General features: G+C 63.4%; 21 protein-coding genes. 11 read left to right on the top strand and 10 right to left on the bottom strand.

Annotated elements, in window-relative coordinates:
- The first annotated feature begins 89 nt into the window (after positions 1 to 89).
- Positions 90 to 347, top strand: coding sequence for a hypothetical protein (locus tag ACFX5Q_RS18625; protein ID WP_120014714.1), 258 nt, complete (start codon positions 90 to 92; stop codon positions 345 to 347).
- On the opposite strand, the gene soxR is transcribed toward ACFX5Q_RS18625, so the two are convergent.
- Together soxR and ACFX5Q_RS18615 are read right to left on the bottom strand one after the other, a co-directional pair.
- Positions 344 to 790, bottom strand: a complete 447-nt coding sequence (soxR, locus tag ACFX5Q_RS18620) for a redox-sensitive transcriptional activator SoxR (protein WP_006202577.1) — start codon at positions 788 to 790, stop codon at positions 344 to 346. The genes ACFX5Q_RS18625 and soxR overlap by 4 nt on opposite strands.
- A 153-nt stretch (positions 791 to 943) precedes the next feature.
- The gene (locus ACFX5Q_RS18615; protein ID WP_404280424.1) at positions 944 to 1,402 is read right to left on the bottom strand and encodes a tRNA (cytidine(34)-2'-O)-methyltransferase; all 459 of its coding nucleotides are present in this window, start codon (positions 1,400 to 1,402) and stop codon (positions 944 to 946) included.
- 463 nt (positions 1,403 to 1,865) lie between these two features.
- Between ACFX5Q_RS18615 and ACFX5Q_RS18610 the strand changes: the two genes are divergently transcribed.
- The 5 genes from ACFX5Q_RS18610 to ACFX5Q_RS18590 are packed head-to-tail and all read left to right on the top strand — an operon-like array spanning position 1,866 to position 6,920.
- A complete protein-coding gene (locus ACFX5Q_RS18610; protein ID WP_404280422.1) occupies positions 1,866 to 2,315 on the top strand; it encodes a hypothetical protein in 450 nt (149 codons plus the stop codon).
- 21 nt (positions 2,316 to 2,336) lie between these two features.
- The gene (locus tag ACFX5Q_RS18605) at positions 2,337 to 4,238 is read left to right on the top strand and encodes an ABC transporter ATP-binding protein (RefSeq protein ID WP_404280499.1); all 1,902 of its coding nucleotides are present in this window, start codon (positions 2,337 to 2,339) and stop codon (positions 4,236 to 4,238) included.
- Complete coding sequence (locus ACFX5Q_RS18600; protein WP_404280420.1) at positions 4,235 to 6,118, top strand: ABC transporter ATP-binding protein; 1,884 nt, start codon at positions 4,235 to 4,237, stop codon at positions 6,116 to 6,118. Before ACFX5Q_RS18605 ends, ACFX5Q_RS18600 begins: the two co-directional genes overlap by 4 nt.
- A 3-nt stretch (positions 6,119 to 6,121) precedes the next feature.
- A complete protein-coding gene (locus ACFX5Q_RS18595) occupies positions 6,122 to 6,610 on the top strand; it encodes a GNAT family N-acetyltransferase (RefSeq protein ID WP_404280418.1) in 489 nt (162 codons plus the stop codon).
- A gap of 1 nt (position 6,611) precedes the next feature.
- On the top strand, positions 6,612 to 6,920 hold the full coding sequence (locus ACFX5Q_RS18590; protein ID WP_404280415.1) for a DUF6665 family protein: 309 nt from the start codon (positions 6,612 to 6,614) through the stop codon (positions 6,918 to 6,920).
- An 84-nt stretch (positions 6,921 to 7,004) separates the two neighbouring features.
- On the opposite strand, the gene ACFX5Q_RS18585 is transcribed toward ACFX5Q_RS18590, so the two are convergent.
- Positions 7,005 to 7,349 (bottom strand): cupin domain-containing protein, encoded by a 345-nt coding sequence (locus tag ACFX5Q_RS18585; RefSeq protein ID WP_404280413.1) that lies wholly within the window; start codon positions 7,347 to 7,349, stop codon positions 7,005 to 7,007.
- A 314-nt stretch (positions 7,350 to 7,663) separates the two neighbouring features.
- On the opposite strand from ACFX5Q_RS18585, the gene petA reads away from it, so the two are divergent.
- The 5 genes from petA (at position 7,664) to ACFX5Q_RS18560 (ending at position 12,422) form a co-directional block, all read left to right on the top strand.
- On the top strand, positions 7,664 to 8,224 hold the full coding sequence (gene petA, locus ACFX5Q_RS18580; protein ID WP_120014706.1) for a ubiquinol-cytochrome c reductase iron-sulfur subunit: 561 nt from the start codon (positions 7,664 to 7,666) through the stop codon (positions 8,222 to 8,224).
- A gap of 16 nt (positions 8,225 to 8,240) precedes the next feature.
- Entirely contained in the window at positions 8,241 to 9,542 is a 1,302-nt protein-coding gene (locus tag ACFX5Q_RS18575) for a cytochrome bc complex cytochrome b subunit (protein ID WP_404280411.1), read from the top strand.
- Between the two features lie 27 nt (positions 9,543 to 9,569).
- Complete coding sequence (locus ACFX5Q_RS18570; protein ID WP_404280408.1) at positions 9,570 to 10,427, top strand: cytochrome c1; 858 nt, start codon at positions 9,570 to 9,572, stop codon at positions 10,425 to 10,427.
- Between the two features lie 213 nt (positions 10,428 to 10,640).
- Complete coding sequence (locus ACFX5Q_RS18565) at positions 10,641 to 11,786, top strand: alpha-hydroxy acid oxidase (RefSeq protein WP_404280406.1); 1,146 nt, start codon at positions 10,641 to 10,643, stop codon at positions 11,784 to 11,786.
- A 90-nt stretch (positions 11,787 to 11,876) separates the two neighbouring features.
- The gene (locus tag ACFX5Q_RS18560; RefSeq protein ID WP_006202565.1) at positions 11,877 to 12,422 is read left to right on the top strand and encodes an adenine phosphoribosyltransferase; all 546 of its coding nucleotides are present in this window, start codon (positions 11,877 to 11,879) and stop codon (positions 12,420 to 12,422) included.
- 10 nt (positions 12,423 to 12,432) lie between these two features.
- Here ACFX5Q_RS18560 and ACFX5Q_RS18555 read toward each other — a convergent pair whose 3' ends face one another.
- The 7 genes from ACFX5Q_RS18555 to ACFX5Q_RS18525 form a co-directional block, all read right to left on the bottom strand.
- A complete protein-coding gene (locus tag ACFX5Q_RS18555) occupies positions 12,433 to 12,903 on the bottom strand; it encodes a MaoC family dehydratase (RefSeq protein WP_404280404.1) in 471 nt (156 codons plus the stop codon).
- Positions 12,900 to 13,370 (bottom strand): MaoC family dehydratase, encoded by a 471-nt coding sequence (locus ACFX5Q_RS18550; RefSeq protein WP_404280403.1) that lies wholly within the window; start codon positions 13,368 to 13,370, stop codon positions 12,900 to 12,902. The genes ACFX5Q_RS18555 and ACFX5Q_RS18550 overlap by 4 nt, the downstream gene beginning before the upstream one ends.
- A gap of 143 nt (positions 13,371 to 13,513) precedes the next feature.
- Positions 13,514 to 14,479 carry a magnesium/cobalt transporter CorA gene (corA, locus tag ACFX5Q_RS18545; RefSeq protein WP_404280400.1) on the bottom strand — a complete coding sequence of 322 codons (966 nt, stop codon included), beginning with the start codon at positions 14,477 to 14,479 and terminating at the stop codon, positions 13,514 to 13,516.
- Positions 14,480 to 14,563: 84 nt separating this feature from the next.
- Complete coding sequence (gene ychF / locus ACFX5Q_RS18540) at positions 14,564 to 15,667, bottom strand: redox-regulated ATPase YchF (RefSeq protein WP_404280397.1); 1,104 nt, start codon at positions 15,665 to 15,667, stop codon at positions 14,564 to 14,566.
- Positions 15,668 to 15,762: 95 nt separating this feature from the next.
- Positions 15,763 to 16,488, bottom strand: coding sequence for an aminoacyl-tRNA hydrolase (pth, locus tag ACFX5Q_RS18535; RefSeq protein WP_404280394.1), 726 nt, complete (start codon positions 16,486 to 16,488; stop codon positions 15,763 to 15,765).
- Positions 16,489 to 16,512: 24 nt separating this feature from the next.
- Positions 16,513 to 17,154, bottom strand: a complete 642-nt coding sequence (locus tag ACFX5Q_RS18530) for a 50S ribosomal protein L25/general stress protein Ctc (RefSeq protein WP_404280392.1) — start codon at positions 17,152 to 17,154, stop codon at positions 16,513 to 16,515.
- A 326-nt stretch (positions 17,155 to 17,480) separates the two neighbouring features.
- Positions 17,481 to 18,518, bottom strand: coding sequence for a LacI family DNA-binding transcriptional regulator (locus tag ACFX5Q_RS18525; protein ID WP_404280390.1), 1,038 nt, complete (start codon positions 18,516 to 18,518; stop codon positions 17,481 to 17,483).
- Between the last annotated feature and the right edge of the window lie 146 nt (positions 18,519 to 18,664).

Here is an 18,664-nt window from a genome sequence, read left to right as displayed (position 1 = left end):
AGCCGACAAATGACTCGTCTTTTCCGGGCGCGATCCCTAATCTCTTAAGGGCAAGGGTCAAGTGTCATTAAGGTGCAAGGAGTTGTTTCGTGCGCACCCCGGCAAGACCGAAGCTGGATGGGTTGAAGAAAAGGCTCGATCGTTCGCGCGCCGAGCGCGAGCGCATGCCGCGCGACGGTTTCCTGCGCGAGACCTTCGTCTTGCCGCGCTCCGATGCGCGCCTCAAGGCCAAGGAGTGGTTCGAACGTTTTCCCAAACAGGCCTATTGGACCGAGATCGAAAGCTGGTTCGAACGGCCGGGGGATGTCATCGAATTCACGATCCGCAGATTGCCGGCGGCGGACTAGCGCTCCACCAACAGGCGCCGCGCGCCCGCGCCCTGCTTCGACAGCTTGTCGCCCTTGTTCCTGAGCGGGCATTTGTCGATCGACATGCAGCCGCAGCCGATACAGTCTGTGAGCCCGTCGCGCAGCTTCTTCAGCTGACTGATCTTTTGATCGAGGCTGTCGCGCCAGGCCGTTGAAAGCAGATTCCAATCCTCGCGCGTCGGCGTGCGGCCCTCGGGCAGGGACTGAAGGGCGGCCGCGATCTCGGCCAGCGAGATGCCGACCTCCTGGGCGACCCGGATGATCGCCACCCGCCGCAGCACGTCGCGGCCGTAGCGCCGCTGGTTGCCTGACGTGCGGTGGCTGCGGATCAGCCCGCGCGCCTCGTAGAAATGCAGCGCCGACACCGCGACGCCGCTGCGCATCGCCACCTGGCCGACCGTCAATTCCGTTACCGGAGCCATCTCGCACTTTCCGCTTGACCTCAAGTTAAGTTGAGCTTGTAGCGAAGAGATCCAGACAAGGCAAATCAGGAGAAGGCGATGTGCGCCTGGGTGAGAATGACTCAAGCAGCTGAGGTCAGCGACAGGGGCGGCGTTGCCGCCGGACTGGAGATTCTATCGCAGCTGCCGGATCGCTTCGCCCGCGACCATGGCGACGGAAAGCGCGACATTGATGCTGCGCGCGCCCGGCTGCATCGGGATCACCAGTCGCGCATCCGCCGCTTGGTGGACCGGATCCGGCACGCCTGCGGACTCGCGGCCGAACAAAAGGACATCGCCATTGGCAAAGGCAAAGTCGGTGTAGGCGGTCGCGGCCTTGGTCGACAGCAGCACCAGACGCCGCGCGCCGCCGCTGCGCCATTGCTCGAAGGCGTGCCAGTCAACATGCCGGGTCAGCGCCGCCATTTCGAGGTAGTCCATTCCGGCCCGTTTCAGCGTCCTGTCGGAGAGCGGGAAGCCGGCCGGTTCGATGATGTCGACGCCGAGACCGAGGCACGCGGCAAAGCGCAGGATTGTTCCGGTATTGCCGGCGATGTCAGGCTGGTAGAGCGCGATGCGGAGACGGTCGTTCATTTCCGCATCCTTCTAATAAGTGGCAGATCGGCCACAGGGATTTCGCGGTTTCGGAAATTCCTGGACTGGCGGGTGGCCATTTTCTGCGAAGTCGGGTATACGCCGCTCATTGTCAACCCGAACCGATGGAGGGGTAATTCATGATGACCATGCACATCCAGCGCCCCTCTTGGGGCCTTGTACGCCCGACGGCGGTTTCGGTACGACGATTCTCCTGACTCTCTAAAGACTCTGATCGCACCGATTCCCGCCGAACCCAGTTTTCGGCTCTCGAAGGAATCTTGCGATGTTTTTCAAACTGCCAAAGGGGCTCGACGCCCCATCTGAACGTATCCGGGCCGACGCTTGCCGTCGTGCCCTGACTGACGCAATGCGCGCCGACGCCATCCGTGCCTTTGGCCGAATGCCGGCGGTCGAGCTTGCTTCACCCTTTTTATCGCATTTGCACATGGAGGACGGACCGATGTTCGATCCCTACAAAATACCCGGTTCAAGAAGCCTGCACGAACGCAAGATGGCGACCTGGGCGCTGCTGATCGGCGAAACCTATTCGTCGGCGGTCCACGCCGAGACGCGCCGGCGTCCGCATCGCGGCATGCTGCCGGATGTCGACTTCTCGCGCGCCGTTCCCGACCCCAGCCGGCCGTCGCTGGTGCGCCGGATCATCAGGATGATCCGGCCGGGGGCGAAGGACCGGGCTGGCGGCACCGTGCCGTCAGGATCGTCAAGCGAGCCTGTCGGCGAAAAGCACGCGAGCCCCTATATTGCGCGAAGCAGGACCAGCGACGCGGATGATTCCGTATCGCTGGTCCCAGGCGCCACGCAGTCCGGAGACGCTACGCGCTCCGGGGACGCCACGCGCTCCTGGGACGCTACGCGCTCCAGGGATTTCGTCCGTTCCCGTGCCGCGTGAGCGGAAAAGAGATTTATGAGCATGATGATGTTTAGCTGGTTTGAGAAAAGGCTCGATCCGTTCCCGGCGGCGGAACCGGTCGAGCCGCCGAAGACGCTGGTCGGCTTCTGCATGCATTATACACGCGGCGCCTGGCCCTACATCGTCCTGGACGCGATCCTGGTGGCGGCGATTGCCTTTGCCGAGGTGTGGATGTTCGGCTTCCTCGGCCACATCGTCGACTGGCTGTCGGGGCAGAACCGCGAAACCTTCCTGCAGACCGAAGGCTGGAAGCTCGCCGGCATGGCCTTCATCGTGCTGTTCGCACTGCCGGGCACGGTCTGGCTGCATTCTCTGCTCAACCAGCAGACGCTGATGGGCAACTACCCGATGCGCATCCGCTGGCAGGTGCATCGCTATCTGCTGAAGCAGTCGATGGCCTTCTACCAGGACGAGTTCGCCGGACGCATCGCGACCAAGCTGATGCAGACGGCGCTCGCCGTGCGCGAATGCGTCATCAAGCTGATCGACGTGCTCAACTACATCATCGTCTATTTCCTCGGTGTGCTGTTCATCGTCGGTTCGGCCGATTGGCGGCTCGCCACGCCGCTGGTCGTCTGGCTCATCGGCTATATCGGGCTGCTGCGCTTTTTCATCCCGCGGCTCGGCAAGGTCGGCGAGGAGCAGGCCAATGCACGCTCGACCATGACCGGCCGTGTCGTCGACAGCTACAGCAACATCCAGACGGTCAAGCTGTTCAGCCACGCGCGCCGCGAGGCCTCCTTCGCCAAGGAAGGCATGGCCGGCTTTCTCGATACGGTCTACCGGTCGATGCGGCTGGTGACGGTACTCTATGGCCTGCTCTACATCCTGAACGGGCTGCTGTTGTTCTCCGTCACCGCGCTGTCGCTGTGGCTGTGGCTCGGCCAGGCGGTGACGATCGGCGCCGTCGCCGTGGTCATCGGCCTCGTGCTCAGGATGTGGGGCATGTCGCAATGGATCATGTGGGAAATGTCGAGCCTGTTCGAGAACGTCGGCACGGTGCAGGACGGCATCGCATCGATCTCGCTGCCGCGGCTGGTCGAAGACGGGCCGGGTGCGAAAGACATCACCGTTTCCAAGGGTGAGATCCGCTTCGAGGACATCCGCTTCCACTATGGCAAGCAGAAGGGCGTCATCGAGAACCTGTCGCTGACGGTGAAGCCGGGCGAAAAGGTCGGCATCGTCGGCCGTTCCGGCGCCGGCAAGTCGACGCTGGTTAACTTGCTGCTGCGTTTCTACGACCTCGAAGCAGGCCGGATCCTGATCGATGGCCAGGAGATAGCTTCGGTGACGCAGGATTCGCTGCGTGCGCAGATCGGCATGGTGACGCAGGACACCTCGCTGCTGCACCGTTCGGTGCGCGAGAACATTCTCTACGGCCGGCCCGACGCCACCAACGAGATGCTGCTCGAGGCGGCGGGGCGGGCCGAGGCGCTCGACTTCATCGGCGGGCTCATCGATGCCAGCGGCCGTAAGGGGTTCGACGCCCATGTCGGCGACCGCGGCGTCAAACTGTCCGGCGGCCAGCGGCAACGCATCGCCATTGCCCGCGTGATGCTGAAGGACGCGCCGATCCTCATTCTCGACGAAGCGACGTCGGCGCTCGATTCGGAGGCCGAGGCGGCCATCCAGGAGAACCTCTACAGGCTTATGCAAGGCAAGACCGTGATTGCCATCGCGCACCGGCTGTCGACCATCGCGGCGATGGACAGGCTCGTCGTCATGGACATGGGCCGTGTCATCGAGGAAGGTTCGCACGAGGAACTGGTCGCCAAGGGCGGACTCTACGCGCAGCTCTGGCAGCGCCAGTCGGGTGGCTTCCTGCTCGACGAGAGCCCGGCCGAGGCCGCCAACGACGCTATCGCCAACGACATTGGCGCCAAGGGTGAAGCCGCCGAATGATGACTGCCGTCTATCGCTGGTTCGAGAACTGGGTCTATCCGTTCCGGGAGCCGGCGAGTCTCAGGCCACCTGCCAGCGTCGGCGGCTTCCTCTGGCACTATGTCGGGCAGGCGAAGTTCGCCTTCTTCGCCATGCTGGTCATCGGCGGCATCGCGCCGCTGGTCGAGGCCGGACTGTTCTATTTCGTCGGGCGGCTGGTCGATATTCTCGACCAGCTTCCTGGCGAGCGCAGTTGGCACGCTTTGTGGACCGCCGCCGGCCCCGAACTCGTCTTCATGGCCGCGGTGGTGCTGGTCATCCGCACCCTCGTCGTCGGCCTGTCGGCGCTGGTCAACGAGCAGACGATCACGCCGGGCTTCTACAATCTGGTGCGCTGGCAGGGGCATCGCCACGTCTCGCGCCAGTCCTACGCCTTCTTCCAGAACGATTTCGCCGGCCGCATCGCCACAAAGGTCTGGCAGGCCGGGCAGGCGACCGGCGACCTGATGGAGAGCTTCATCGAGGTCGTCTGGTTCATGATCGTCTACACGGTGACGACGCTGGCGCTGGTCGCGGGGCTCGATCTCAGGCTGGCGGTGCTGGTGGTGATCTGGATCACCGCCTTCGGCTTCATCGCCAAGTTCTACCTGCCGGCGATTCGCAAGCATGCAGAGGCAACCGCCGAGGCGGGCTCGATGATCACCGGCCGCATCGTCGATTCCTATTCCAACGTGCAGACGCTGAAGCTGTTCTCGGCCGATGGCGACGACCGCTATATCCGGAACGGCTTCGACATCTATCTCGATGCGCTGCGGCCATTCACGCGCAGGCTGACCGGCGTGCGCATGGCGCTGACGACGCTGTCGGGCATCATGATAACGGCGATCGCCGGCTTTGCCATCTATCTCTGGGTGGAAGGCTCGATCACCGTCGGCGCGGTCGCCTTCACGCTGTCGCTGGTGCTCAGGCTCAACATGCTGCTTGGCCGGCTGATGATGCAGCTCAACAGCATCCTGAGGAATCTCGGCGTGCTGGAGAATTCCAAGGCGCTGATTTCGCAGCCGCTCGGCCTGACCGATGCGCCGGATGCCGGCGAGCTGGTCGTGGGCGGCGGCCGCATCGAGGTGAAGAACGTCACCTTCCACTATGGCAAGGGGTTCGGCGTGCTCGACGGCATCGACCTCGTGGTGCGGCCGGGCGAGAAGGTCGGGCTGGTCGGGCCGTCCGGCGCCGGCAAGACGACCCTGGCCAATCTGATCCTGCGCCTCTACGGCCTCGAGGGCGGCAAGATCCTGATCGACGGGCAGGACATATCGGGCGTGACGCAGAACTCGCTGCGCGCCAACATCGGCGTCGTCAGCCAGGACACGGCACTTTTTCATCGCTCGCTGCGCGACAACATCAAGCTCGGTATGCCGGATGCGACCGAGGCGCAAGTGGTCGCGGCGGCCACGAAGGCCGAGGCGCACGACTTCATCCTCGGCCTGCGCGACAACAGAGACCGTAAGGGCTACGAGGCCTTTGTCGGCGAGCGCGGCGTGAAGCTGTCCGGCGGCCAGCGCCAGCGCGTCGCGATCGCGCGCGTCTTCCTCAAGGACGCGCCGATCCTGATCCTCGACGAGGCGACCTCGGCGCTCGATTCCGACATCGAGGCGGCGATCCAGGAAAATCTGGCGCGGCTGATGGCGAACAAGACCGTCATTGCCATCGCGCACCGGCTGTCGACGATCGCGGCCCTCGACCGGCTGGTGGTGCTCGACGGCGGCCGCATCGTCGAACAAGGTACGCATGACGAACTGGTGGCGCTCGACGGGCTCTATGCGCGGCTGTGGAAGCGCCAGTCCGGCGGCTTCCTGTTCAACGAGGAAAGCGTGCTGGAAGAGACGCGTCCGGCGGAGTAGGGCATGGGCGGATCAATGGTAACCGGCTATGTGCTGAAGCGGCTGCGGCCGACGACGCCAGCCTTCCGCGCATTGATGGAAGAGAGCCGCCTCGAGGGATACTGGATGCTGGTGCGCCTGGCCGATGGCTGGGCAAGCCGCCGCAACAGGTTCCTGAAACATGGCGAGGCGCTGTTTGGCGTCTGGCATGGCCGCGAAGTCGTTGGTGTGTGTGGGCTGAACATCGACCCCTATTTCGACGGCAGGGAGCAAGGCCGGGTCCGTCACCTGTTCGTCAGCGCGCTGCATCGCCGCAACGGTGTCGGCAGAATGCTGGTCGAGACGGTTGTCGACAGGGCACGTCGACATTTCGCCGCGCTGAACACAAGGGCGCCGCAGGAAGCCTTCGCTTTCTATGAGGGACTCGGCTTCGGGCCGGTCAAGGGCGAAGAATTCGTCACCCATCGTATGACGTTCGAGACAAAGTCCGCGGCCGGCAGGAAAGGAGACTGAGATGTCGTTGCGCCCGCCGTCCACCGGCAGTTCGGCCGGGGAAGCCGCCTTCGACGCGCTCGGCCATGAAATCCTGGCCGAGAAGGCAGCGGCGCTCGGACGCGCCGGGCAGCGCGTCGAGGAGACGCTGGCCAAACTGCGTGAGAATGGAGACGACAAGGAGCAGCGGCCCAGGCTCCTCAAGGAAGCGGCCGAAGCCGTGCACGGCTACTTCATCCAGCGCGAACTCTGCGGCCTGCGCAAGCACGACGCGGTGATCCGCGAGTACGATATCCCAAGGGCCGTGTTGGTCAGGCTCGGCGCCAAATAGCGCTATCTTTTTGTTTGACCATGATCTTTTCCGAAAACCGGCCTCCACTTTTTGCTACGCTGACCTTCGGCTCGGGATCATGGTCTACTCCAGCCATTTGGTGATGAAGCTGCCGTTCTCGTGGATATCGGTGGTCTCGAGCGCGCCCGGGCCGAGATTGGTGAATTTGTGCGGCGTGTCCGGCGGCACGATGACGATCTGGCCGGCGGACGCCTCGATTTGCCGGTCGCCGACCGTGAACAGCCCGGTGCCCTGACGGATGATGAAGATCTCTGCGTAGGGATGGCTGTGCAGACGTGGGCCGCCGCCGACGTCAGGCAAATAGTTGAAGATCAGGCAGCTGTTGGAGCCAAAGGCGCCGCACTGCAGCTCGCCTTGCCAGCAGTCGGGCGCCTCGGCCCAGGTGTCGCGGTCGATGACGTGCGCCATGGGAGCAGGATAGGCCAGGCTGGCATCGCCTGTCGAGGCAAAGGCGAGGCGTCGGTTTGCCGTTGCTTTTCCTGCTGTTTCCCGGTCTTCGCGGATACTCCGGCACAGCGTCGCCCGACGCCGGATCATGTCCCCGCGACAATCTGCCCTTGTGCCTCCACGCCGCTGGACAAAAACGGGCTTCACGCATAAACCGAAGTCCAAATGCCGGAGGAATTCGCTAGCCTGTTCGCCATGCGCTGTCGGGTTGGCGTGAATGAGCGGGGAACGAGGCTCGACCACCGGCACGGACGAGGCGAAAGGATCAGGCACCCGTGAGCGCAACCGACACCCAGGATCCCAACCGTCGTGATTTTCTCTACGTCGCCACCGGCATGGCCGCTGTGGTTGGCGCGGGCGCCGTCGCATGGCCGTTCATCGACCAGATGCGCCCCGATGCCTCGACGTTGGCGCTGGCCTCGGTCGAGGTCGATGTCGCTTCGCTGACGCCGGGCATGTCGCTGATCGTCAAATGGCGCGGCAAGCCGGTCGTGGTGCGCAACCGCACCGAGCAGGAGATGAAGGACGGCGAGGCCGTCAACCTCGCCGAGCTCAAGGATCCGATCGCCCGCAACGCCAACCTGCCGGCTGATGCCCCGGCGACTGATGCCAACCGGACCACGCCCGGCAAGGAAGCCTGGATGGTGATGGTGCAGGTCTGCACCCATCTGGGCTGCATCCCGCTCGGCCAGGAAGGCGATTTCGGCGGCTGGTTCTGCCCGTGCCACGGTTCGGTGTACGACACCGCCGGCCGTATCCGCCAAGGTCCGGCACCGGAGAACATGGCGGTGCCGGTATTCAAGTTCATTTCCGATACCAAGATCCTTATCGGTTGAGGCAGGGGATATTTCGATGAGCGAGGGACACTCGACCTATACGCCCAAGACCGGTATCGAACGCTGGTTGGACGCCCGCATGCCGCTGCCGCGGCTGATCTATGACAGCTTCGTCGCCTATCCGGTGCCGCGCAACCTCAACTATGCCTGGACCTTCGGCGGCATCCTGTCGATCATGCTGGTCTCGCAGATCCTTACCGGTATCGTGCTGGCCATGCACTATACGGCCGACACCAACCTCGCCTTCGACTCGGTCGAAAAGATCATGCGCGACGTGAATTCGGGATGGCTGTTGCGCTATCTGCATTCCAACGGCGCCTCGTTCTTCTTCGTCGCCGTCTACATCCATATCTTCCGCGGCCTCTACTACGGCTCCTACAAGGCGCCGCGCGAGCTTTTGTGGATCCTCGGCTGCATCATCTACCTCCTGATGATGGCGACCGGCTTCATGGGCTACGTGCTGCCGTGGGGACAGATGAGCTTCTGGGGCGCCACCGTCATCACCGGCTTCTTCAGCGCCATCCCGCTGGTCGGCAACTGGATCCAGGAGCTGTTGCTCGGCGGGTTTGCCGTCGACAATCCGACGCTCAACCGCTTCTTCGCGCTGCATTATCTGTTGCCGTTCATGATCGCGGGCGTCGTCGTGCTGCACGTTTGGGCGCTGCACGTCGTCGGCCAGTCGAACCCGACCGGCATCGAGGTCAAGTCGAAGACCGATACCGTCGCCTTCACGCCTTACGCGACCATCAAGGACGCGTTCGGCATGATCGTGTTCCTGTTCTTCTTCGCCTATTTTGTCTTCTACCTGCCGAACTTTCTCGGCCATCCCGACAACTATTCGGTCGCCAATCCGCTGAAGACGCCAGCCCACATCGTGCCGGAATGGTACTTCCTGCCGTTCTACGCGATCCTGCGCGCCATCACCTTCAACATCGGTCCGATCAACTCCAAGCTTGGCGGCGTGCTGTGCATGTTCGGCGCCATCGTCATGCTGTTCCTGGTGCCGTGGCTCGACACCTCCAAGGTGCGCTCGGCGGTCTACCGGCCCTGGTACAAATTGTTCTTCTGGCTGTTCGTGGCCGACGCCGTCCTGCTCGGCTGGCTCGGCTCGCAGCCGGCCGAAGGCACCTATGTCTTCATGGCGCAGATGGCGACGCTGTTCTACTTCGCCTTCTTCCTGGTTGCGCTGCCGGTGCTCGGGCTGATCGAGACGCCGCGCAGGCTGCCGAATTCGATCACCGAGGCGGTGCTCGAGAAGAACAAGGCTGGCGGACATCATCCTGCGGGGGCTACGGCCGCGCCGGAAACCAAGGGCTGAGCGGCAGAGAATCTAAGGGGATTTGGCATGAAGAAGATTCTCACCTCGCTGGCGCTGCTTGGCCTTGTGGTTGTTGGCACCGCGGCGACCGCCGCCGAGGAGGCACACAACGCGGCCGCGCCGACGCACTTCCCGATCGATGAGCCGAAGGAGATGGACTGGAGCTTCGCCGGGCCGTTCGGCACCTACGACAAGGCGCAGCTGCAGCGCGGCCTGAAGGTCTACAAGGAAGTCTGCGCGGCCTGCCACTCGATGAACCTGGTGGCGTTCCGCACGCTGGAAGGGCTCGGCTATTCGGAAGCGCAGGTGAAGACGCTTGCCGCCGAATACACCATCCATGACGGCCCCAACGACGCCGGTGACATGTTCGACCGTCCCGGCAAGCCGTCCGACTACTTCCCGGCGCCGTTCGCCAACGAGCAGGCTGCTGCTGCCTCCAATGGCGGCGCCGCTCCGCCCGACATGTCGCTGCTGGCCAAGGCGCGCGGCGTCGAGCGCGGCTTCCCGCGCTTCGTCTTCGACATCTTCACGCAGTATGCGCAGGGCGGCCCCGACTATATCCATTCGCTGCTGACCGGCTACGACGAGACGCCGCCGGCCGGCATGGTGATACCCGAGGGCACGCACTACAATCCATACTTCCTGTCCGGCGTGTCGCTGAAGATGCCCAAGCCGCTGTCGGACGGCCAGGTGACCTATGATGACGGCACGCCGCAGACGGTCGACCAGTATTCGCGCGACGTGTCGGCGTTCCTGATGTGGGCGGCCGAGCCGCATCTGGAAGACCGCAAGAAGACCGGCTTCCGCGTGCTGGTGTTCCTGCTGCTGTTCGGCGCCCTGGTCTATCTGACCAAGCGCAAGGTGTGGGAAGGCGTGGCACACTAAGGCCTGGTTGATAAGGGCCTAAGCCGCTTTGAAGCAAGTCGATCATGCAGGGCGCCGGAAGGCGCCCTTTTTGCTTGGATGAGGCCCGGGCCGGCGGCATGGTCGATTGCCGGCCGCTTGAACAAGCCCGTTGGCACGGCGCCATGTGATTGCTATGCCACGCGGCGTCTGTGACGAGGAGATCGTCGACGGCATGATGTTTGGAAATCGATAATGCGGCTACGCGACTGTCACAATTTTTCCGATTTCCGGCGCATGGCGCAGCAGCGGCTGCCGGGGCCGATCTTCAACTACATTGACGGTGCGGCCGACGACGAGGTCACCTATCGCCGCAACACCGAAAGCTTCGAGAGATGCGACCTGGTTCCCAACGTCTTGCGTGGGGTGAGCGAGATCGACATGTCGGTGACGGTCATGGGCCAGAAGCTGGCAATGCCTGTCTATTGTTCGCCGACCGCCTTGCAGCGGCTGTTCCACCATCAGGGCGAGCGTGCGGTCGCCAAGGCCGCAGCCAAATACGGCACGATGTTCGGCGTCTCCTCGCTCGGTACCGTCAGCCTCGAGGAGGCGCGCAAGATCAGTAGCGGGCCGCAGGTCTACCAGTTCTACTTCCACCGGGATCGCGGCCTGAACCGGGCGATGATGCAGCGCGCCAGGGACATCGGCGTCGAGGTGATGATGCTGACCGTCGACAGCATCACCGGGGGAAACCGCGAACGCGACAAGCGCACGGGCTTTGCCATTCCCTTCAAGCTCAATCTGTCCGGAATGCTGCAGTTCGCCGTCAAGCCGGCCTGGGCAATCAACTATTTCACGCATGAGGGGTTCAAGCTGCCGCAGCTAGACGAGCATGTCGACATGGGCAGCGGCACCATGTCGATCAGCCGCTACTTCACCGAGATGCTCGATCCGTCGATGAATTGGGACGACGTCGCCGAGATGGTCCGGCTGTGGCAGGGTCCGTTCTGCCTCAAGGGCGTCATGTCGGTGGAGGATGCCAGGCGCGCCGTCGAGATCGGCTGCAGCGGCATTGTCCTGTCGAACCATGGCGGCCGGCAGTTGGACGGCTCGCGGGCGGCTTTCGACCAGCTTGCCGAGATCGTCGATGCCGTCGGCGACCGGATCGACGTCATCATGGATGGCGGCGTGCAGCGCGGCACGCATGTGCTGAAGGCGCTGTCGCTCGGCGCCAAGGCCGTCGGCGTCGGCCGCTATTATCTGTTCCCGCTGGCGGCGGCCGGGCAGGCGGGCGTCGAACGCGCGCTCGAACAGATGCGGGTCGAGATCGAGCGCGGCATGAAGCTGATGGGCTGCACCACGATCGAACAATTGACGCGCGAAAATCTGCGTTTCAGGTAATCTCGCGCGAAACGGGCGGACGCCCGAAGAAGCCAACGGGTCTCGCTCTTCGCGGCAAGACATCGAATACGCCAGTGTGGAGTGCGAACCATGAAATCCTCCCTCGAAGAGACGCTGCTCTCGGCGATCCGCACCATTCCCGACTATCCCAAGCCTGGCATATTGTTTCGCGACATCACCACGCTGCTCGGCAATGCGCGCGCCTTTCGCCGCGCCATCGACGAATTGGTGCATCCCTATGCCGGGCTGAAGATCGACAAGATCGCCGGCATCGAGGCGCGCGGCTTCATCCTCGGCGGTGCCGTCGCCCACCAGCTTTCGGCGGGCTTCGTGCCGATCCGCAAGAAGGGCAAGCTGCCTTACGAGACGGTACGCGTCGCCTACAGCCTGGAATATGGGCTAGACGAGATGGAGATGCACAAGGACGGCGTTGCCGAGGGCGAAAAGGTGATCCTGGTCGACGATTTGATCGCCACCGGCGGCACGGCGGAGGCGGCGGTCAAGCTGCTCAGGCAGATCGGCGCTGACATCCTTGCCGCCTGCTTCGTCATCGACCTGCCGGATCTCGGCGGCCGCAAGAAGCTGGAGTCGCTCGGCGTGCCGGTGAGGACGCTGATCGGCTTCGAGGGGCATTGAAACGGGCGAACTACTCGACCTTCACCAGCACCGCGCTGTCGAATTCGATGACCTTGTCGCCGGTCGAATCGGAGGCCTCGCAGAGCAGCGTCAGCAAATGCCAGCCGGGGCGCGCGGCGAGCGGGCGATGGGCGAGCGCGGTGCGCATGAATGTCACGGTCTCGCCGGCATAGACGGGCTTCAGCCATTTCAGGTTCCTGAAGCCCGGGGAGGGGCCGAATTCCGGCTGCGGGCCTGGACCTGTCCAGCGGACGCCTTCCGTCTCCATGCGCTTTTCGAGGTTGTACTTCATCCAGGTGGCGGCGGTGTGCCAGCCGGAGGCGCAGAGACCGCCGAGCACGCTCGTCTTTGCCGCCTCCTCGTCGACATGGAAGACCTGCGGATCGTATTTGCGGGCGAATGCCTTGATGTCGTCCGGTTCGAATGTGTGCGAACCGAGCGTGACGGTGACGCCGATCAGGAAGAACTCATCGAGGGTCATGACAGGCCTTTTGCGGCATCACGCGCGAGGAACATGCCAGTGTTTTCGAGTTCGAAGACGCTTTCGCCGCGCTGGTTGAACAGTTCGCTGCGCATGGTGATCAGGCCAAGCTGAGGCCGCGACCTGGACTGGCGCTTGGCGAGTACGGTGAGCGTGCCACTCAACGTATCGCCGGCCAGAACCGGCTTCTTCCATTTGACGTGTTCGATGCCCGGCGAGCCCTGCGAGGTCGAGTCGAGCAGGAAGGCATCGCACAGCATGCGCATGAACATCGCGCAGGTGTGCCAGCCGGAAGCCGACAGACCGCCCAGAATGCTGGCCTTGCCGGCCTCCTCGTCGAGATGCATCGGCTGGGCGTCGAATTTACTGGCGAATTCGATGATCTCGGCGGCGCTCACCTGCTTCACGCCGAGGTCGAGCGAGGCGCCCTCGACAAAATCCTCATAGGCCCAGGTCTTTCCGGTCATGTCCAAGTCTTTCCGGTCATCGTCTAAATCCGGTTGCGGAACACCGATCAGGACGGATCGGGGTTTCCCGGATGAAGGCCGCACGGGTTTTGGTCAAGCAATTTCTGGTGCGCCAGCATCGACGGCGCGTGGGCCTGGGGCGCCTAAAGCCAGCCGCGGCGGCGGAAATACCAGAAGGGCAGGATCGCCGACAGCACCATCATGGCAATGGCGAAGGGATAGCCGAGCTGCCATTTGAGTTCGGGGATGATGTCGAAATTCATGCCGTAGATCGAGGCGACCAAAGTCGGCGGCAGGAAGATGACGGCGGCGACCGAGAAGATCTTGATGATGGCGTTCTGCTCGATCGAGATCATGCCGAGCGTGGCGTCGAGCAGGAAGGAGATCTTCTGCGACAGGAAGGTGGCATGGTCGGCGAGCGACAGCACGTCGCGCGACAGCGTCTTGATGCGCGCCTTTGTGTCCTTGCTCATCTTGGTGCGGGTCGAGGCATGGGCGAAGAAGCCAGCCAGGCGCTGCAGCGAGATCAGGCTGTCGCGGATCGAGGAGGTAAGATCTTCCTTGCGGCCGATGGCTTTCAAGAGTTCCTGGAAGTCGCGGTTGCGCTTGGAAACCTTGGTCGAGGTCGCCTGGAAGATGTCGCGCGAGATCGCCTCGACGTCGCGGCCGGCGCGCTCCAGAATATCGGCGAGCCGGTCGACGATCGCCTCCAGCAGGCCGATCAGGATGGTGTCGCCGCTGGTGCAGCCGGTCGCCACCTTCTCGGCGCGCTGCGGAAAGGTCTTGAACGCCTTCGGCTCGTGATAGCGCACGGTGATCAGTCTCGTGCCGGCAAGCACGAAGGTGACCGGCGACATCAGGGGATCGTCGATCTCGGTCTGGGCCGGCAGCGTGGCAGTCATGAAATAGGCGCCGTCCTCGACATAGAGGCGGCTCGAAATCTCGATCTCCTCCATCTCCTCGCGGGTCGGAATGGCGACGCCGAGCCAACTCTCGATGGCGGCCTCTTCTTCCTTTGTCGGGCTCAAGAGGTCAGCCCAGACGACATTGTCGTCGAGGTTTTCGGTAATGCGCAGGCGATCATTGTCCACGACGAAGGCTTTGATCATCGCCGGGTCTCCCTTTGCTCGTGTGGCAATCCGAAATTCGCCTTCCCCAGGAGCGCCCGCCGCGAGGGCGGGCTGCCCGCAAGGTCAGGTGTTGAACTTGAACAGCATGATGTCGCCGTCCTGGACGACGTATTCCTTGCCTTCGTCGCGCGCCTTGCCGGCTTCCTTGGCCGCCACTTCGCCGCCAAGTGCGACGAAGTCGTTGTAGGCGATGGTCTGGGCGCGGATGAAGCCGCGCTCGAAATCGGTGTGGATGACGCCGGCCGCCTGCGGCGCCCTCGCGCCCTTGTGCACAGTCCAGGCGCGCGCTTCCTTCGGTCCGACGGTGAAATAGGTGATCAGCTGCAAAAGCTCGTAGCCGGCGCGGATGACCTTGTTGAGGCCTGGCTCGTCGAGCCCCAGCGAGGCCAGGAATTCCATCTCCTCCTCGTCGCTGAGTTGGGCGACCTCGGCCTCGATCGCGGCCGAGATGACGACCGTGCTGGCGCCCTGCGCCGCGGCCACCTTTTCCACCGCGCTGGCGTGCTCGTTGCCGGTGGCCGCATCGGCCTCGGCGACGTTGCAGACATAGAGCACGGGATGCGAGGTCAACAGGTTCAGCCCCTGCAGGATGCGCAGGTCTTCCGGCGAGATGCCGTTGAGCAGGATGCGGGTCGGCTTGCCTGCTTGCAGCAACTCGAGTGCCGCTTCCATGGTCGGCAGCACCGTCATCGCTTCCTTGTCCTTGCCGGACGCGCGCTTGCGGAACTGCGCGATGCGGCGTTCGAGGCTCTCCAGGTCGGCGAGCATGAGCTCGGTCTCGACGGTCTCGGCGTCGGCGACCGGATCGATGCGACCTTCGACATGGGTGATGTCGTCATCCTCGAAGCAGCGCAGCACATGGACGATGGCGTCGACCTCGCGGATGTTGGCGAGGAACTGGTTGCCCAGCCCTTCGCCCTTGGAGGCGCCACGCACCAGGCCGGCGATGTCGACGAAGGAGATGCGTGTCGGGATGATCTCCTTCGACTTGCCGATCGCGGCGATCTTTTGCAGGCGGGGGTCGGGCACTGCCACCTCGCCGGTGTTCGGTTCGATGGTGCAGAACGGATAGTTGGCGGCCTGCGCCGCCGCCGTCCTGGTCAACGCGTTGAAAAGCGTCGACTTGCCGACGTTGGGCAAGCCAACGATGCCGCATTTGAAACCCATTTTGTCCGGTCCTATCGGGAAAGCGAAATTTGATCAGGGCTATGGGCGATAGCGCCAAGGATCGTCAAGCCCTACGGCCGCGATCGCGTCCCGGTTCAGCCCTTGCCACCGAACAGCTTCTTCAGCATGGCGGCCATCGGGCCGGTTTCGGGCAGCTTGGCCGGCGCCTGCTGCGGCCGTGCCTGGCGAATGTGGCTCTGGGCCTTCGGGGCCTTGGGCGGCGGGCGGTCGTCGTCGCCGGTCGGCGTCAGTCTGTCGCGCAAGGCAAGCGTCACCCGGTTCATGAAAGAATTGTCGTCGCCCTTGACCAGCAATCCGGCGTCATCGGCGATCGTGTCGAGCAGAACTTGAAGCCACTCGCGGTCGGCCTTGGCGAAGTCGCCAAGCACATGGCCGTGCACCATCTCTCTGACGCCGGGATGGCCGACGCCAATGCGGACGCGACGAAAACCCTTGCCGACATGGTCGTCCAGCGAGCGGATGCCGTTGTGACCGCCGGCGCCGCCGCCTACCTTGACCCTAACCTTGCCGGCGGCAAGATCGATCTCGTCATAGAAGACGGTGAGAGCGGAAGGTTCGAGCTTGTAGAAGCGCAGCGCTTCGCCGACCGACTGGCCGGACAGGTTCATGAAGGTCTGCGGCTTGATCAGGATGATCTTTTCGCCGTCGATCGTGCCTTCGGCGATCAGGCCCTGGAACTTCTTCGACCAAGGCGAAAAGGAATGGCGGCGGGCGATTGCGTCCGCCGCCATGAAGCCGACATTGTGCCGGTTGTTGGTGTATTTCGCGCCCGGATTGCCGAGGCCTGCAAAGACAAGCATCGTCGTTCTCCGAGCGGAAAGGGATTACTTCTCTTCGGCGGCCGGAGCCGCTTCGGGGGCAGCCGCCTCGGTCGTCTCCTCGACCTCCGGCTTCATCGCCGAGGAGCCGGCAATGGTCGCGATGGTGAAGTCGCGGTCGGAGATCGCCGGCTTGACGCCGGCCGGCAGCGTAACCGCCGAAATGTGAATCGAGTCGCCGATGTCGGCGCCGGTGAGATCGACGGTGATGAATTCCGGGATCGCATTGGCCGGGCAGTGGAACTCGACTTCGTGACGCACGATGTTGAGCACGCCGCCGCGCTTGATGCCGGGCGACTTGTCCTCGTTGATGAAGTGGACAGGCACGTCGACATTGACTTCGGTGTCCTTGCCGATGCGCAGGAAGTCGACATGGACAGGGAAATCCTTGACCGGGTCGAGCTGGAAGTCCTTGGGCAGGACCTGGATCTTCTTGCCGTCGACATCGATCGTGGCGATCGTGGTCAAAAACCCGCCGCCATGAATCTTGTAGTAGATGTCCTTGTAGGTGAGCGCGATCGCCAGGGGAGGCTGCTTGTCACCGTAAATTACTGCAGGCACTTTACCGTTGCGGCGAACTGCACGGGCGGACCCCTTACCGACCTGTTCGCGCGCTTCGGCCTTGAGCTCGTAAGTATCGTGGCTCATGGCATTTCCTTTCGCGTGTTATGGAGCGTTCACGGCCGGCAAAGTGCTTGGGCTGTAAACGTCGAAAGCCGCCAGGCCTGGATGTCCGAAAGCCGGAAGCCGCATACGCGGACCTTTGTTCGGGATCACAAGGGGAAGGCAGCCTTCCGCCGCGTTGCCTCCAAGGGTGTCTACGCGGGTGGCGGCTCTATAGCGGAAGGCGAGAAAGGGTGCAAGCCGTGGCAGGGCATGGGCGTTGAGCCGACTTTCCATATCGTGTCCAAACACGTTCGTGCAACCTGCAGGTCATTCCGGGGACGTTACGCGCTCGCAGGCGATGGATCCGCCTAGATGTTTTCGCGCGTGTAGATCTCGAAAGGGAGGATGTTGGTGAAATTGCCGCCCTCGTTCGGGGCGGAAACGGCTCGGATCATGCCGGCCAGCGCTTCCTGCGCTATGCGGGCGAGCGGATGCGAGATGATGAAGGTCAGCGTGCCGTCGAGCAGCGCCGGGCGGGTCGACTCCATCAGCTCGTAGCCGACGACGACGAGGCTGCCGGCCCGGCCGGTGGAGCGCAGCGCGGCGATGGCGCCGGTGATGCCGCCGCCGGCGACATAGAGGCCGGACAGGTCCGGATTTTCGTTCAGCAGTTTTTCGGTCATCTCCTGCGCGATGGCGCTGGATTCGAAGGTCAGCAGCGGCTCGAGCAGCGTGAAGCCGGGGGCGTGCTCGCGGAAATAGGAGCGAAAGCCGCTCTCGTTCATTTCCTGGCAGCGGTAGCGATGATTGCCGACGAGGATGCCGAGCTTGCCAGGCGCTCGACATACATGCTCGAACACCCAGGCCGCGGTGCGCCCGACCTTCCAGTTGTCCAGCCCGATATAGCGAACGTGCCCGGTCGCCGAGATCTGCGAGATCAGCGCAAACACCGGCACGTTGCGGGCATTGAGCGTGTCGACCGCCTGGGTGACGAGTGGATGGACCGCCGCGACGACGCCGACCGCGTCGCATTCGGCGCCCAAAGCCAGCATGCGCGAGGCGACGTTCTGTGGCGACAGATCGTCAAGGAAAACTGTGCGCAGCTCTATTTCGCAGTCGGGCATAGTTGGCACCGCCGCACGCAGCGCCTCGGCAATGTTGCGGTAGAAGGCGCGGCTGGGCTGGTGCAGCAGGAAGCCGAACCGGTAGCGCGGCCGGGCGGCCGCTATGCGGCTGCGCAGCGCACCCATGCCGTAGAAGCCGATCTGCTCCGCCGCCAGCCTGACGCGCTCGCGCGTGCCCTGGCGGACGGCACCCGAGCCGCTCAGCACCCGGTTGACGGTGGCCACCGAAACATTCGCCTCGGCGGCGACATCTTTTATCGTCGGCCGCTTGGTTTGGTCCATTTCGTGTCATCAGCCTGTAGCAATTGATACAAACGTATCATTCATCAGGCAATTCTGAGACGAATGATACAATCATTTTGGAATAGACATTCTATTCTTGATTCATTTTGGATCAAGATGTTTATCTCGGGCAGAAACAAAGAAGG

Origin of the sequence: Mesorhizobium sp. IMUNJ 23033, from assembly GCF_044778005.1 — a bacterium.
GTDB lineage: Bacteria > Pseudomonadota > Alphaproteobacteria > Rhizobiales > Rhizobiaceae > Mesorhizobium > Mesorhizobium amorphae_A.
Note: the sequence above shows the minus strand (reverse complement) of the source record. Positions and strands in the feature narration are given on the sequence as shown.